The following is a 13,745-nucleotide window of genomic DNA, read 5'->3' as shown; positions in this document are numbered from 1 at the left end:
AACGGAATTTACAAAAAGTTCATACTGTAGATTTATCTTTGAATATACGTTAATTGGGTGAATGTGTACCTGTAATTTGTTGACAATAAGTATTGACAATTGGTGAAAGATGTTGTATTATGTGGAGTATAAGATCAACAGATCTTAAATTTATAAAGAAGGAACTGATACCAATGAACAAACATTTCAGAAAAATACTCTGCACTGCACTTTCTGCCGCTACATTATCTGCCTGTGTAGTAATGCCATCGGCTATCAACGATCCCGCTTCCCGATGCTCTGTTGTTAATTCCGTAGAAGCTAATGCAAAAACTATTGCTGTAAAATTCAAAATATTCACCAAGAGACAGGTTACAGCTAAAAGCGGTCTCAATATCAGAGAAGGCGCAGGTACGAATTATAGAGTGGTCGGAGCTCTTAATTACGGTGAGCAGATCATAACTATGGGTAATGACAACGGCTGGGGCTATATTCCCGGCAGAGGCTGGATATATCTTTATTACACAATAGAAATATAACAGATTAATACAGGATCAGAATAAGGCCGCAGTTTCGGCTTAAAATGTTATAGTAAAGGAATTGATATAAATGAAAAAAGCACTTAGAAAGATCTCCGCATTCGCTCTGGCAGTTGCTATTTTCGGTGCTGGTTCGGGAATAACAAAATATGATAAACCGCAGAAGAGCCCAAGGCTTTTAAAGGCTTATGCTCAGTGCCACGGCTGCAGCTACCACATGACCAGAAGAACGCTGTATTCAGGTCCCAACGGTGCATTGTATGAGAGATACTGTGCCCTCTGCGGACAGTCCTACGGTACATATTATCAGTCATATTGACAGAAAAGTTCCCCTTGTTATGAGGGGAGCTTTTTTATGCATTGTCGGATTTGACATTATTGTTATATTATGATATAATTATTTAAATGTTGTCTGTAAACAGATACCGGCATAAAAATAACGAAGGATTGATAATATGGACTATAAGGCACTTGCAGAACTTCTTTTTCCCGACGTAAAGGAAACTCCCGAGGATATAGAGGTGCGTTTCCCCGAAAGGCAGCTCCCGGAGGGCGCCTGCGTTACACGTATAGGACCGAGCCCAACGGGCTTCGTTCACCTGGGTAATCTCTATAATGCTATCATTGGAGAGCGTATCTCACACCAGTCTGATGGCGTTTTCTATCTGAGAATAGAGGATACCGACAATAAGCGCGAAGTTGAGGGCGCTGTTGAAACTGTGATCAACGCCATGAACTATTTCGGCGTTCACTTCGACGAGGGAGCTACAGCCGAGGGCGACAACGGCAGCTACGGTCCCTACCGACAGCGTCAGCGCAAGGATATATACCATGTATTCGCAAAGCTCCTCACAGAGAGAGGACTGGCTTATCCCTGCTTTATGACTGCAGAGGAAATAGAGGCTGTCCGCGAGCAGCAGACTGCCAACAAGGAAAATCCCGGAGTTTACGGCAAGTATGCAAAGTGCCGCGATCTTAGCATTGACGAGATAAAGGCCAATATTGCCGACGGCAAGGAGTGGGTCCTCCGTTTCAGAGGTCAGGAGACAGGTGAGAATATCGTTGTTGAGGACGCTATCCGCGGAAAGCTGGAAATGCCCCGCAACAATATGGACTTTGTGCTCCTCAAGAGCGACGGAATCCCCACATATCACTTCGCGCACGTTATCGACGATCACTTCATGCGCTCAACTCACGTTGTAAGAGGTGAGGAGTGGATCTCGTCTCTTCCCATGCACGTTGAGCTTTTCAATACTCTCGGATGGAAGCAGCCTATCTATTGCCATACAGCCACACTGATGAAGATGGACGGCGCAAGCAAGAGAAAGCTCTCAAAGCGCAAGGATCCCGAGCTTGCACTGGCTTACTACCAGCAGGAGGGTATCAGCAAGGACGCTATCTGGGAGTTTCTGCTCACTCTGCTCAATTCCAACTATGAGGAGTGGCGTATCGCAAATCCCGAGGCTGACTATCACGAATTTCCCTATACACTGGAGAAAATGTCTGTTTCTGGAGCTCTTGTGGATCTGGACAAACTCCGCGATATATCCAAGAACGTTATATGCCGTATGCCTGCACAGCAGGTCTATGACGGCTGGCTGGAATGGTGCAATGAGTACGACAAGGATTTTGCAGCACTCATAAACAAGTACCCAGAGAGAACTCTTGCAGCTCTCAATGTAGGCAGAGGCGGTGCAAAGCCGAGAAGAGACATTGAGACATGGAAGCAGGCCTGTGACTTCATGAGCTTCTATTATGATGAGAAGTTCACAGTATCAGATCCTATGCCCGAGGAGTGCGGCGAAGCTATAGTGAAGGAGTTCTTCGGCAAGTACCTTGCAAGCTATGATCATAACGACGACAGTGCCGCATGGTTCGATAAGGTAAAGGCTATCACCGAGGAAATGGGCTTTGCAGTAAAGCCCAAGGACTACAAGAAGAATCCCGACCAGTTCAAGGGAAGTATAGTCCACATCACAAATATGCTTCGTATAGCTCTCACGGGACACGCAAATGCTCCCGATATCTGGGAGGTCAGTCACGTTCTGGGCGAGGAGATCACACGCAAGCGCCTTCAGGCGTTCGCCTGATAAGCCATTAGCTTGTAGGGGCGGATATTATCCGCCCGCCAATAACTCACAAATTATATATGACCAATTGTAGGGAACGCCGCTCTTGGCGTTTCGTGGTAAACAATTATGTTTTGTAGGGGACGGCGTCCTCGACGTCCCACCCGAAATATAAACGAATAATGTTAAGAGGAAAATAAAATGTCAGACAATAAAGAAAAGAAAAATTTTGAGATACCCCGTCCTGTGTTCCCTAAAAGGGCAGTAGTCACAGGCGGTATGCCCTACGGCAATAAAGAGCTCCACTTCGGTCACGTTGGCGGTATGCTGGTATTTGCTGATACCTATGCTCGCTTCCTGAGAGACCGAATCGGCAAGGAGAACGTCATCTTCGTCAGCGGTACGGACTGCTACGGTTCGCCTATTGCAGAGGGCTGGCGCGTAAAGGTCAAGAACGGCGAGTTCGAGGGCTCCCTTGAAGACTTTGTACAGAGAAATCATAACAAGCAGAAGGAGACTCTTGCCGCTTACGGTATAGCTCCCAATCTGTTTGCAGCTTCGGGACTGGGCCGCTCCAAGGATATACACGCTTCTGTTACAGACCGTTTTATCAGCTCTCTCCATAAGAAGGGACAGCTGAATCAGATAACCACCATGCAGTTTTTCGATGAAAAAGCAGGTGTGTTCCTCAACGGCAGACAGGTAATCGGCAAGTGTCCTGTTGACGGCTGTACCTCCGAAAAGGGCTACGCAGACGAGTGTGACATGGGACATCAGTATATGCCCGAGAACCTCATAAATCCTGTCAGCACCCTTACAGGCGAAACTCCTACCATGAAGCCCGTTACTAACTGGTACTTCAAGCTCAGAGACTATGAGCAGCTCATGAAGGACTGGGTTGAGGAGCTGAAAAAGCGCAAGGATATCCGTCCTGTTGTATGGAAGACCATCGACGAGTTCTTAAAGAAGCCCGTCATCTACATAAAGCGTGAATTTGAGGAAAAGTACATGAGCCTGAAGGATAAGATGCCTGCTCATAACTACCTTGAAGAGCCTAAAAAGCCATCATTCACCATTGAGTTCGACAAGCTTTCCGACTGTGACGAAGCCTGCCGCGTACTTACCGAGAATGGCATTCGCTACAGAACAGGTAAGACCCTAGTTCCTTTCCGCCTTACAGGTAATATCGAGTGGGGAGTACCTGCTCCCGTTATGGACGGCGTTGACGGTCTTACCGTGTGGGTATGGCCGGAGTCGCTCTGGGCTCCTATCTCCTTCACAGAGACATACCTGGAATCTATCGGTCACGATAAGGAAGAATGGCGCGATTACTGGTGCAGCAAGGATTCTACCGTTTACCAGTTCATCGGTCAGGACAATATCTACTTCTACGGCATTGCCGAGCCTGCAATGTGGATGGCTCAGCAGGAGAGCGATACCAAGACCGCTTCACCTGCCGACGGTGAGCTTCAGCTCCCTGTTATCGTGGCTAACCACCATATCCTCTTCCTTGACAAGAAGGCTTCAAGCTCCGGCGCAGTAAAGCCGCCTATGGCTGACGACCTGCTCAATCACTATACTCCCGAGCAGCTCCGTATGCACTGGCTGGGACTCGGTCTGGGACAGCGTTCCGTAAGCTTTATGCCCAAGCCGTATAATCCCGACGCAAAGCCTGATGATGCAGATCCCGTAGTCAAGGACGGTCTGCTCCTTTCAAACGTTTTCAACCGTATGATACGTACCGCTTTCTATACCACTCAGAAGGAGCTGGACGGCGTTATGCCCAATAACGCTCCCGAGGAGAAGTTCCGTGAGGACGCAAAGAAGGCTGTGCTTGAATACGAGAGGCATATGTCCAAGTTCGCATTCCACCAGTGTACCTATGTTCTGGACAGCTATATCCGCAACGGCAGCAAGTACATGGCAAAGGCACTTACAGGTGAATATCCCGACAAGGAAGCTCTGAAACAGGCTCTTGCCAACCTGTTCTACATGATAAGGATAACAGGCGTGCTCCTGCACCCGATGGCTCCCTTCGGCACAGAGAAGCTACGCGAGTATCTGGAAGTCGACGAGCGTATCTGGTCATGGGATACTATTCTCGAACCGCTGACGTACTTCACAGGAGAGGATCACAAGCTGAAGTTCCTGCCTCCGAGAACGGACTTCTTTACCCGTCATGAGAGCCAGTTTGCTTCTGCTGAGGAATAAATCTGACAACTGAATGAAAAAAGCCCCTTATAAGGGGCTTTTTCTTTTATCTGCGTCTGAGTCCTCGCTTTTTCTCATCTTTGCGGATCTCCTCCGCCCAGTCCTCGCAGAGCTTTCCTGTTTTTCTCAGAGAGGTGACTGCACAGGCTGCTGAGCAGTACATGGCCTCAGTACCCATGGAGTCAGAGGTGTAGTTCACTGCATTGGCGGCTTTTATTCCAAGGTCTCCTGCGGCAGCAGCTGCGTCGATATTGGCGCCGAGAAATATGAACTCCCAGGCATACTTTTCCTGCTGACGGCTGATAAGCTGCTTTACTTCCTTGTATGAGTATCTGCGACTGGCATTTTCCATGCCGTCTGTGGTTATGACGAAAATAGTCTTTTCGGGAACGTCCTCTTCGCGGGCGTACTTATGGATATTGCCGATATGCTTTACAGCGTCGCCGACAGCGTCCAGTAGGGCAGTGCAGCCTGCGGGGACATAATCCTTGTCGGTCATGGGAGCAATCTTATCAAGTGGGACTCTGTCGTAAAGTACCTCTGAGCTGTCGCTGAAAAGCACAGCTGATACAAGAGCTTCACCTTCCTCGCCGCGCTGCTTCCTGATAAGTGAATTGAAGCCGCCTATGGTGTCTTTTGTAAGGTCTGCCATTGAACCGCTCTTGTCAAGGATGAATACCATTTCTGTAAGATTCTTTTTCATAAAAATACCTCCGTTCTGATGTTTCGGGAGCCTTTCCCTTTCTGTAATTACAGTATACATCAACACGGAGGAAGTGTGGTCGTTTCTGAAGCGACATTTTATGCGCCTATGAGAGTCTGGTCAAAGGCAAAGAGCGCTTCGTTTATCTCATAGATATTGTAGTTGTGGTTTTCGATGAAATATCTTATGATAAGATCAAATTTAAGGCTTCTTGAAAGGGCATAGCCTGCTTTTTCGAGAAGATCTTTGGTATCCGGGAGATCAAGCTCAAGTGCTATTGCAAAGGCAACAGCAGTCTGTTTCTTGGGCTTGTAGTTTTTGTCCGAGCGTATCTTTGAGAAGAGCTTGCGGTCGATATTTGCCTTTTTATATGTCTCCACGTCTGTCATGCCCTTGATGTCGATAAGTCTGAGCAGAAACTCCGAGAAGGTCTCGTCAGGCTTTTCAACAATATCCTGAAGACTGGCTGCGGGTAAGGTCGTGTTACCAACAAGTGAATAATTCTGAGCCTCGGCTGCCTCGAACATATCCTCGATATGCATCTCGGATACTGCGGCAGCGGCAGCGTGACCGCCCTTTCTTTTGCCGAATATAGCTATTTTTCGTTTGCGTGAATCGTCCTGCTCGACTGCGAACCTGTCGTTGATGTACTGCTGAATGACGCCGAATTTTTCAGTGCTTGCCACAAGGGCTTCACGGTCAAAGACAACCAGTGTCACATCCATATCGTTCTCGCTGAGAAACTCTGAAATAACCGATACGGCCACTTCGAGAGCCTTATCCTTGGGATAGCCGTAAACACCTGTGGATATGAGCGGGAAAGCGATGCTCTTGCACTTTTTTTCCTTTGCGATGGAGAGAGAGTTCCTGTAGCATGTTTTCAGGAGCTCGGGCTCACCCATGCTTCCGTCCTGCCATACGGGTCCGACGGTATGTATTATCCATTTGCAGTCCATGTCATAGCCCTTTGTGAGCTTTGCATCTCCCGGCTCACAGCCTCCGAGAAGTCTGCATTCCTCAAGGAGCTTAGGCCCCGCTGCACGGTGGATAGCACCGTCAACGCCTCCTCCGCCGAGGAGAGAGCTGTTAGCGGCATTGACTATTGCGTCCGCAGTTACTTTGGTAATATCGTTCCTGATAATAGTAAACGGCATATAAGCCACCTCCGAAAAACTGCCTGATTAATTACTGTATATATTATACGATATTTGAGCAGAAACGTCAAGAAAAATATTTCTTGCATTTTATAAGAATATATTATATAATAGTAATGCTAACGCGATTACGGGACGATGTTCCGAATAAGGAGAATGACATGATATATAATAATGTTTTGGAAGCTATTGGTCATACGCCGATGATCAAGCTCAACAAGATGAATAAGAAGGGCAGCGCTGATGTGCTGGTCAAGTTCGAAGGTCTGAACGTAGGGGGTTCAATAAAGACTCGTACTGCTTATAATATGATACGTCATGCCGAAAAGGAAGGCAAGATACACGAAGGGACCGTTATCGTAGAGCCTACAAGCGGAAATCAGGGCATCGGACTTGCTCTGGTAGGCGCAGTAAAGGGATATAAGACCATAATCATAATGCCTGATTCCGTCAGCGAGGAGCGCAGAAAGCTGGTAAATCACTACGGCGCAGAGGTCGTGCTCATACATGATGACGGCGATATAGGCAAGTGCATACAGGAGTGCCTTGATACCGCACTGAGAATGGCTGAGGAGAACGAGAATGTTTTCGTTCCGCAGCAGTTTTCGAATATCAATAATATAGGCGCTCATAAGTACCACACCGCTCTTGAGATACTTGAGCAGACCTCTGTCAGGATAGACGGATTCTGTTCGGGAATCGGCACAGGCGGTACCATAACAGGCATCGGAGAGACATTAAAGGCTCAGTATCCCGATATGGTTATATGGGCAGTGGAGCCTGAGAATGCTGCCATACTTGCAGGAGGAAATATCGGTACACATCTCCAGATGGGAATTGGCGACGGCATTATCCCGGATATACTCAATCAGAATATATATGACGATATTTACATAGTTACAGATGAGGAGGCAATACAGACCGCAAAGGATCTGGCTTCCAAGGAGGGCATCATGTGCGGTATCTCAAGCGGCACCAATGTTGCAGCAGCACTGAAGCTGGCAGAAAAGCTGGGCGAGGGAAAAACTGTTGTTACTATATTGCCTGATACTGCTGAGAGGTATTTCTCCACACCGCTCTTTGAAGAATAATAATAAACGCGAAAAGCGTTCAAGGAGGTTTATATCATGAGTAAAATTTACGATTTTCTGACAGAAGCAAAGTTTTTCTTCATCGCAACAAATGACGGAGATCAGCCAAAACTCAGACCGTTCGGTTCGCATATTGAAATGGACGGAAAGATAATGTTCGCCGTTGGCGATCAGAAGGCTGTTTACAAGCAAATGCTCGCAAATCCTCTTTGTGAGATAGCTGCCTGCAAGCCTGACGGTGTATGGCTTCGTTACACAGGAAAGATCGTTTTCGATGACGAGCCTGAGTATCTTGAAGCAATGTACGCTACAAGTCCGCTTCTAAAGGAGATATACAACGAGAAAACAGGCTTCAAGATGAAGATATTCCACCTTGAAGACGCTACTGCTTTTATCATGCCGCCTATCGGTGAGCCTGAGAAGTTACTGTGATAATTTGGCGCTGTCTGAATTGCTTCGGACAGCGTTTGTTTATCTTCAATTAGTTACAATTTGGTTATAAATTACGATTTTTATTGCTTTTTGACAAAAAATAATATATAATATATGGTATGAGATTATTTTTTCTATGAAAGGAAGAGATTTTACCATGAAAAAAATATTAAGCGTTTTGTCTGTCGGAGTAATTTTTGCTGCTTGTCTTACAGGCTGCGGAACACCAAAGAACACTGTTCACAATGCAAATGATCTTGAGGGGAAGATCATCGGTACACAGCTTGGTACTACCGGTTATATCTTTGCACAGGACGTTAAGGACGCCAAGGTGGAAGGGTATAATAAGGGTGCTGACGCTGTACAGGCACTCAAGCAGGGTAAGATCGATGCGGTTATCATAGACTCTGAGCCTGCAAACGAGTTCGTGAAGAAGAATAAGGGGCTTCAGATCCTTCCCGATGCTTTTGCCGAGGAAGAATACTCCATTGCCTACAAGAAGGGCAACGATGAGCTCGGCGAAAAGATCGACAAGGCTCTCACCGACCTAAAGGCCGATGGTACGATAGGAAGAATAATGAAGCACTGGATCGGCAGTAACCCCGATCAGAGATCTTACAAGATCGATGAAAAAATCGAGAGGACAGGCGTTCTGACAATGGCTACAAATGCTGAGTTCCCGCCTTATGAGAGCATGGATAACGGCCAGATCGTCGGTATCGATGTTGATATAATGAATGCCATATGCGATGAACTGGGCTATGCGCTGAAAATAGACAATATGGAATTCGATTCCATTATTGCTGCTGTAAATTCAGGCAAGGCTGATGTCGGTGTTGCAGGTATGTCAGTTACTCCCGAGCGTGAAGAGAATGTTTCGTTCACGCAGGGCTATGCTGTTTCAAAGCAGGTTATAATCGTCAGGGCAGACTGATACTTTTAAGGAGTGACTTTTTTGAGCGAATTTATGGATAAGCTTCACAGTACATTCGTTGAGGGCGACAGATGGAAGTACCTCACGAACGGTCTTAAAAATACGCTTATCATCACGTTTTTTGCTGTTATTCTTGGCATGGTGCTGGGCTTTCTTATAGCCATAGTACGTTCATCCCATGATAAAACAGGAAAAATGAAGATCCTCAATTTCTTTGCAAAAATATATCTTACGGTTATCAGAGGCACGCCTGTAATGGTACAGCTTCTTATAATCTACTATGTTATATTTGCATCTGTCCGTATAGACAAGATGTTTGTGGGAATACTTGCCTTCGGACTCAATTCCGCGGCATATGTTGCAGAGATAGTCCGTTCGGGAATAATGTCCATAGACAACGGTCAGTTCGAGGCGGGAGCAAGTCTAGGCCTCAATTACAGAAAGACCATGTTCTATATCATTATGCCCCAGGCCTTCAAGAATGTTCTTCCTGCTCTCGGAAACGAGTGTATAGTTCTTCTGAAGGAGACGTCCGTGGCAGGTTATATCGCTCTCGAGGATCTGACCAAGGGCGGCGATATTATCCGAAGCGTTACATATGAGGCCTTCCTGCCTCTTATTGCAGTTGCACTGATATACCTTGTGATAGTTATGTTCATGACATATCTTGTATCAAGGCTTGAAAGGAGGCTGGCTAAGAGTGATAGAGGTTAAAGGTCTGAAGAAATCCTTCGGAAAGCAGCATATTCTCAGGGGCATCACCACCACTATACAGAAGGGTGAGAAGGTAGTTGTCATCGGTCCGTCGGGCTCGGGCAAGAGTACCTTCCTACGCTGCCTCAACAGACTTGAAAAGCCTACCTCGGGAAGTATAATCTTTGAGGGCGAGGATCTTACAAGGGCTTCGGAGAAAAGACTTTATGAGATAAGGGAGAAAATGGGCATGGTTTTCCAACATTTTCACCTCTTTCCTCATCTCAGTATTATGAAAAACCTGACGCTTGCTCCTGTAAAGCTGGGACTTATGTCTCAGGAGGAAGCAAATAAGAGCGCAAGGGCAATGCTGAAAAAGGTAGGTCTGAGTGATAAGGCGGAGGCTTTCCCCAATCAGCTCTCGGGCGGTCAGAAGCAGCGTATCGCCATTGCGCGTGCATTGGTTATGAATCCCGATGTTATGCTCTTTGATGAGCCTACTTCAGCTCTCGATCCCGAGATGGTCGGAGAGGTTCTGAATCTTATGAAGCAGCTTGCCGACGAAGGTATGACCATGGTTGTCGTTACCCACGAAATGGGCTTTGCAAGGGAGGTCGCTTCAAGAGTCATATTCATTGACGAGGGCGTTATCGCTGAGGAGAATGATCCCTACAACTTCTTTAATAATCCTCAGAATCCGAGACTGAGGCAGTTCCTTTCAAAGGTGCTGTGATAAGGAAATATAACGTGTTCTGCTTTTGCGGATACAATATAAAGACACTTCCTGTAAGGGGAGTGCCTTTATTATTTTTGAAAAGGAGAGATAAAATGACGATCACAACCGACAGGCTTTTTCTTCGGGAGATGAGCATGGATGACTTTGAAGCACTGAAGGCGGTACTTTGTGACAGAGAGATAATGCAGCACTACCCCCGCAGCTTTGACGATGAGATGGTTCGCAGCTGGATAGAGCGCAATGTGCAGAGATACAGGATATTCGGCTTCGGACTGTGGGCGGTGTGTCTGAAGGAGACAGGAGAGATGATCGGAGACTGCGGACTGACAATGCAGCTTATAGGCAGTGTCATAAAACCCGAGATAGGTTATCACATACGCAGGGATATGCAGCGCAGGGGATATGCACGTGAAGCCGCTTCTGCCGTCAGGGACTGGACCTTTGAGAATACGCCCTTTCGTGAGATATATTCTTACATGAAGTATACAAATACTCCCTCCGCAATGACGGCGCAGTCATGGGGCTGTCGTTTTGCAGAGGAATTCAGTGACGAGGTCAATGAGAAGACGAGAGTATATGTCATAACGAGAAAAGACTGGGAAAATATGACCTGATATGCAAAAAAGCCTGAGAACGTCGATGTTCTCAGGCTTTATATGTTTTATCAGCTGTTGAAGCGCTTCAGGAACTGCTGTACCCGGTCGGAAGCATTCTCCCCGAAAAGCTGGTCGGGAGCTCCCATTTCAACTATATAGCCGTTTTCCATGAATATGACCTTGTCTGCAACGTCCCGTGCAAATGCCATTTCATGGGTAACTATGACCATTGTCATGCCCTCTGCGGCGAGCTCCTTTATAACCTTGAGTATCTCTCCTGTAAGCTCGGGATCAAGGGCGGAGGTAGGTTCGTCGAAAAAGAGTATCTCGGGATTAAGTGCAAGAGCTCTTGCTATTGAGACACGCTGCTGCTGTCCGCCCGAAAGCTCGCAGGGATAAGACTTGTCCTTGCTTTCGAGCCCCATTTTCTTCAGCAGAGCCATAGCTCTTTCCCTGGACTTGCTCTTGTCCTCCCTGAGGACGCATACGGGAGCTTCTGTTATATTTCTCAGAACGTTCATATGCGGAAACAGATTGAAGTTCTGGAACACAAGACCTGTTTTAAGTCTTATATCGCGGAGAGTCTTTGCGTCGGCATATACAGTTTTTCCTTTGGCGTTTTTTACGAGCATATCTGTACCGCATACGTTTATAACGCCGCTGTCAGCGCGTTCAAGCTGGTTTATGCAGCGAAGAAGTGTGGATTTGCCGCTTCCGGACGGGCCTATTATTGCAACGACCTCGCCCTTTTCCACGTCGAAGGAGATGTCCTTGAGCACTTCAAGGCTTCCGAAACTTTTGGAAAGATTTTTTACATCCAGCATAGCCATAGCTTTTCCTCCTTATTTGTAGTAGTTGAGCTTTTTCTCGATATAACCGAAAACAAGCGTGAGGACCATTGCGAAAACAAAATAAAACAGACCTGCCATGAACAGAGGCAGTAGTGAAGCATATGTGGGGACCTGCTTCTTGGCTATGTACATTATCTCCATGTATGGGATAGCGGAAGCAAGAGAGGTATCCTTGATAAGGGTTATTATCTCGTTGGAGCTTGCGGGGACCACGCGCTTTACGACCTGCGGTAGGATTATGCGGAAGAAGGTCTGGAGGCGGCTGAAGCCCAGAGCTCCTGCGGCTTCGTACTGTCCTTTGGGGATGGCTTCTATGCCTCCGCGGAATATTTCTGCGAAATATGCGGCATAATTGAGTACGAAGGCGATGAGCAGCATATTGAAGATGTATCCCGAGCTCCTTATATCTATGCCGTCGAGCAAATTTTTAAGGAATGAGGGGCAGCCGCTCCATTTTCTCAGGTACGGCACAGAATACTGCGCCACTATGAGCTGAAGGAGAAGGGGAGTGCCTCGCATGATGAGTATGTATATATTTGTGAGCCATGATACGGGCTTGAATCTGCACATTTTCAGCAGAGCCACGATCATTCCCAGTGGTATGGACCAAAGCAGAGTAAAGCCGAATATTTTCAGTGTCGGTGGGAGATATTCGAGCATGAGCCCGAAAAGGTTGCCGATCTGTTCCTTTGTCATATAAAACCACCCTTTAATTGATTGTTGTTTTGAGCTGTCAGGTCAGATCGAGAGTATTTATGCCGAGGTCAGCAAGTTCTGACATGAAGCGGCTGAATTCCTGACGCTGTTTATGTTTTGCGAACAGACCTGTGCCTTCAAATACTATCTTCAGCTCGATCAGAGGGGAACTGAAACGGAAATAAGGCGGATATGCCATTATATCCCTTTCTTTTTTGTCGAAGAGAGACCATGTAAATTCCGAAAGGTCGTTGAAAATTATCTTATCCTTGTTTATTACCTTTATATCCAGGGCTTTTTTGATATACGGAACCCATCGCCTGAATTCAAAACCGTCCTCTGGTTCGCCGATCTCGTAGCCGAGGGCAGCCGAAAGCTTTGCTTTGAGCTCGGGATACCATTTATCCCATATCTCGTCCGGCATTTCTCCCGATATCTGTATGCCTCCGGGCTCAGCGGAAGAGTACAGCTCGATATCCTGTCCCTGCCATGTAAGGCAGTTTTCACCCTTGCGGTAGTATTCCGATGATCTGTATACTTCATCGATCTTATCCCATATTTCAGCAGGGGCACAGCAGTCTATATTCAGGGAAACATCATGATACGCCATATTTGCCGCTCCGATCATAATTTTTTATGATTATATCATATCACTGTATATAAGTCAAGAATGATGAAAAAAGAGCGTTCCGTCGGAACGCTCTTAATATCCATGCTGATCGATCAAGCTCTTTCAACCTTGCCTGAACGCAGGCATCTTGAGCAAGCGTAGATATGACAAGGAGTACCCTTGACGATAGCCTTAACACGCTTTACGTTAGGCTTCCATGTTCTGTTGGAACGTCTGTGTGAGTGGGAGACCTTGATACCAAAGGTCACACCCTTTCCGCAGATATCACATTTTGCCATTAGGTTGCACCTCCTTAACTAACCTGTAAAAATACAACATGATTATTCTAACACATAATCAGAAAAAAAGCAAGTGTTTTTTGAAAAAAATCAAAAAAAATTTTTTAAAGAGCAAAATCACCTTTTTTTACTTGAAATATATGCCGCTTTGT

General features: G+C 46.5%; 16 protein-coding genes. 10 read left to right on the top strand and 6 right to left on the bottom strand.

The window, feature by feature from the left end:
* The first annotated feature begins 173 nt into the window (after positions 1-173).
* The 4 genes from RF007C_RS04820 to RF007C_RS04805 all read left to right on the top strand — a co-directional run bounded on the left by RF007C_RS04820 (position 174) and on the right by RF007C_RS04805 (position 4,798).
* Positions 174-518 carry an SH3 domain-containing protein gene (locus tag RF007C_RS04820; RefSeq protein WP_173908603.1) on the top strand — a complete coding sequence of 115 codons (345 nt, stop codon included), beginning with the start codon at positions 174-176 and terminating at the stop codon, positions 516-518.
* 70 nt (positions 519-588) lie between these two features.
* Positions 589-837: a hypothetical protein gene (locus tag RF007C_RS04815; RefSeq protein ID WP_019678061.1), complete on the top strand. Its 249-nt coding sequence runs from the start codon at positions 589-591 to the stop codon at positions 835-837.
* Positions 838-973: 136 nt separating this feature from the next.
* The gene (locus RF007C_RS04810; protein ID WP_037297713.1) at positions 974-2,608 is read left to right on the top strand and encodes a glutamate--tRNA ligase; all 1,635 of its coding nucleotides are present in this window, start codon (positions 974-976) and stop codon (positions 2,606-2,608) included.
* Between the two features lie 180 nt (positions 2,609-2,788).
* On the top strand, positions 2,789-4,798 hold the full coding sequence (locus RF007C_RS04805; RefSeq protein ID WP_051456518.1) for a class I tRNA ligase family protein: 2,010 nt from the start codon (positions 2,789-2,791) through the stop codon (positions 4,796-4,798).
* A 46-nt stretch (positions 4,799-4,844) separates the two neighbouring features.
* Here RF007C_RS04805 and RF007C_RS04800 read toward each other — a convergent pair whose 3' ends face one another.
* Positions 4,845-5,501 (bottom strand): vWA domain-containing protein, encoded by a 657-nt coding sequence (locus tag RF007C_RS04800; protein ID WP_037297710.1) that lies wholly within the window; start codon positions 5,499-5,501, stop codon positions 4,845-4,847.
* Positions 5,502-5,599: 98 nt separating this feature from the next.
* Positions 5,600-6,655, bottom strand: coding sequence for an O-acetyl-ADP-ribose deacetylase (locus tag RF007C_RS04795; RefSeq protein ID WP_037297707.1), 1,056 nt, complete (start codon positions 6,653-6,655; stop codon positions 5,600-5,602).
* Positions 6,656-6,816: 161 nt separating this feature from the next.
* On the opposite strand from RF007C_RS04795, the gene cysK reads away from it, so the two are divergent.
* From cysK to RF007C_RS04765, 6 genes are all read left to right on the top strand, one after another.
* Positions 6,817-7,746 (top strand): cysteine synthase A, encoded by a 930-nt coding sequence (gene cysK / locus RF007C_RS04790; RefSeq protein ID WP_037297704.1) that lies wholly within the window; start codon positions 6,817-6,819, stop codon positions 7,744-7,746.
* Positions 7,747-7,782: 36 nt separating this feature from the next.
* On the top strand, positions 7,783-8,178 hold the full coding sequence (locus tag RF007C_RS04785; RefSeq protein WP_019678055.1) for a pyridoxamine 5'-phosphate oxidase family protein: 396 nt from the start codon (positions 7,783-7,785) through the stop codon (positions 8,176-8,178).
* Between the two features lie 157 nt (positions 8,179-8,335).
* Positions 8,336-9,112, top strand: coding sequence for a transporter substrate-binding domain-containing protein (locus RF007C_RS17990; protein ID WP_019678054.1), 777 nt, complete (start codon positions 8,336-8,338; stop codon positions 9,110-9,112).
* 33 nt (positions 9,113-9,145) lie between these two features.
* Positions 9,146-9,826, top strand: a complete 681-nt coding sequence (locus RF007C_RS17985; RefSeq protein ID WP_037291239.1) for an amino acid ABC transporter permease — start codon at positions 9,146-9,148, stop codon at positions 9,824-9,826.
* On the top strand, positions 9,813-10,538 hold the full coding sequence (locus RF007C_RS04770) for an amino acid ABC transporter ATP-binding protein (protein ID WP_019678052.1): 726 nt from the start codon (positions 9,813-9,815) through the stop codon (positions 10,536-10,538). Before RF007C_RS17985 ends, RF007C_RS04770 begins: the two co-directional genes overlap by 14 nt.
* A gap of 95 nt (positions 10,539-10,633) precedes the next feature.
* Positions 10,634-11,155 (top strand): GNAT family N-acetyltransferase, encoded by a 522-nt coding sequence (locus RF007C_RS04765; protein WP_019678051.1) that lies wholly within the window; start codon positions 10,634-10,636, stop codon positions 11,153-11,155.
* 50 nt (positions 11,156-11,205) lie between these two features.
* Here the strand turns inward: RF007C_RS04765 and RF007C_RS04760 are convergent, their stop codons facing one another.
* The 4 genes from RF007C_RS04760 to rpmB all read right to left on the bottom strand — a co-directional run bounded on the left by RF007C_RS04760 (position 11,206) and on the right by rpmB (position 13,593).
* Entirely contained in the window at positions 11,206-11,967 is a 762-nt protein-coding gene (locus RF007C_RS04760) for an amino acid ABC transporter ATP-binding protein (protein WP_019678050.1), read from the bottom strand.
* 12 nt (positions 11,968-11,979) lie between these two features.
* Positions 11,980-12,684, bottom strand: a complete 705-nt coding sequence (locus RF007C_RS04755) for an amino acid ABC transporter permease (RefSeq protein WP_051456517.1) — start codon at positions 12,682-12,684, stop codon at positions 11,980-11,982.
* A 37-nt stretch (positions 12,685-12,721) separates the two neighbouring features.
* On the bottom strand, positions 12,722-13,294 hold the full coding sequence (locus tag RF007C_RS04750) for a hypothetical protein (RefSeq protein ID WP_037297703.1): 573 nt from the start codon (positions 13,292-13,294) through the stop codon (positions 12,722-12,724).
* A gap of 113 nt (positions 13,295-13,407) precedes the next feature.
* The gene (gene rpmB, locus RF007C_RS04745) at positions 13,408-13,593 is read right to left on the bottom strand and encodes a 50S ribosomal protein L28 (protein ID WP_019678047.1); all 186 of its coding nucleotides are present in this window, start codon (positions 13,591-13,593) and stop codon (positions 13,408-13,410) included.
* Positions 13,594-13,745 lie beyond the last annotated feature (152 nt).

Source organism: Ruminococcus flavefaciens 007c (genome assembly GCF_000571935.1).
Taxonomy (GTDB): domain Bacteria; phylum Bacillota; class Clostridia; order Oscillospirales; family Ruminococcaceae; genus Ruminococcus; species Ruminococcus flavefaciens_F.
The sequence above is the reverse complement of the archived record's forward strand: the minus strand, read 5'-3'. Positions and strand labels throughout refer to the sequence as shown.

Bases quoted from the DNA above. Each gene is read 5' to 3' on its own strand.
- RF007C_RS04820 (WP_173908603.1), top strand. From the start codon at position 174: ATGAACAAACATTTCAGAAAAATACTCTGCACTGCACTTTCTGCCGCT.
- RF007C_RS04815 (WP_019678061.1), top strand. From the start codon at position 589: ATGAAAAAAGCACTTAGAAAGATCTCCGCATTCGCTCTGGCAGTTGCT.
- RF007C_RS04810 (WP_037297713.1), top strand. From the start codon at position 974: ATGGACTATAAGGCACTTGCAGAACTTCTTTTTCCCGACGTAAAGGAA.
- RF007C_RS04805 (WP_051456518.1), top strand. From the start codon at position 2,789: ATGTCAGACAATAAAGAAAAGAAAAATTTTGAGATACCCCGTCCTGTG.
- RF007C_RS04800 (WP_037297710.1), bottom strand. From the start codon at position 5,501: ATGAAAAAGAATCTTACAGAAATGGTATTCATCCTTGACAAGAGCGGT.
- RF007C_RS04795 (WP_037297707.1), bottom strand. From the start codon at position 6,655: ATGCCGTTTACTATTATCAGGAACGATATTACCAAAGTAACTGCGGAC.
- cysK (WP_037297704.1), top strand. From the start codon at position 6,817: ATGATATATAATAATGTTTTGGAAGCTATTGGTCATACGCCGATGATC.
- RF007C_RS04785 (WP_019678055.1), top strand. From the start codon at position 7,783: ATGAGTAAAATTTACGATTTTCTGACAGAAGCAAAGTTTTTCTTCATC.
- RF007C_RS17990 (WP_019678054.1), top strand. From the start codon at position 8,336: ATGAAAAAAATATTAAGCGTTTTGTCTGTCGGAGTAATTTTTGCTGCT.
- RF007C_RS17985 (WP_037291239.1), top strand. From the start codon at position 9,146: ATGGATAAGCTTCACAGTACATTCGTTGAGGGCGACAGATGGAAGTAC.
- RF007C_RS04765 (WP_019678051.1), top strand. From the start codon at position 10,634: ATGACGATCACAACCGACAGGCTTTTTCTTCGGGAGATGAGCATGGAT.
- RF007C_RS04760 (WP_019678050.1), bottom strand. From the start codon at position 11,967: ATGGCTATGCTGGATGTAAAAAATCTTTCCAAAAGTTTCGGAAGCCTT.
- RF007C_RS04755 (WP_051456517.1), bottom strand. From the start codon at position 12,684: ATGACAAAGGAACAGATCGGCAACCTTTTCGGGCTCATGCTCGAATAT.
- RF007C_RS04750 (WP_037297703.1), bottom strand. From the start codon at position 13,294: ATGGCGTATCATGATGTTTCCCTGAATATAGACTGCTGTGCCCCTGCT.
- rpmB (WP_019678047.1), bottom strand. From the start codon at position 13,593: ATGGCAAAATGTGATATCTGCGGAAAGGGTGTGACCTTTGGTATCAAG.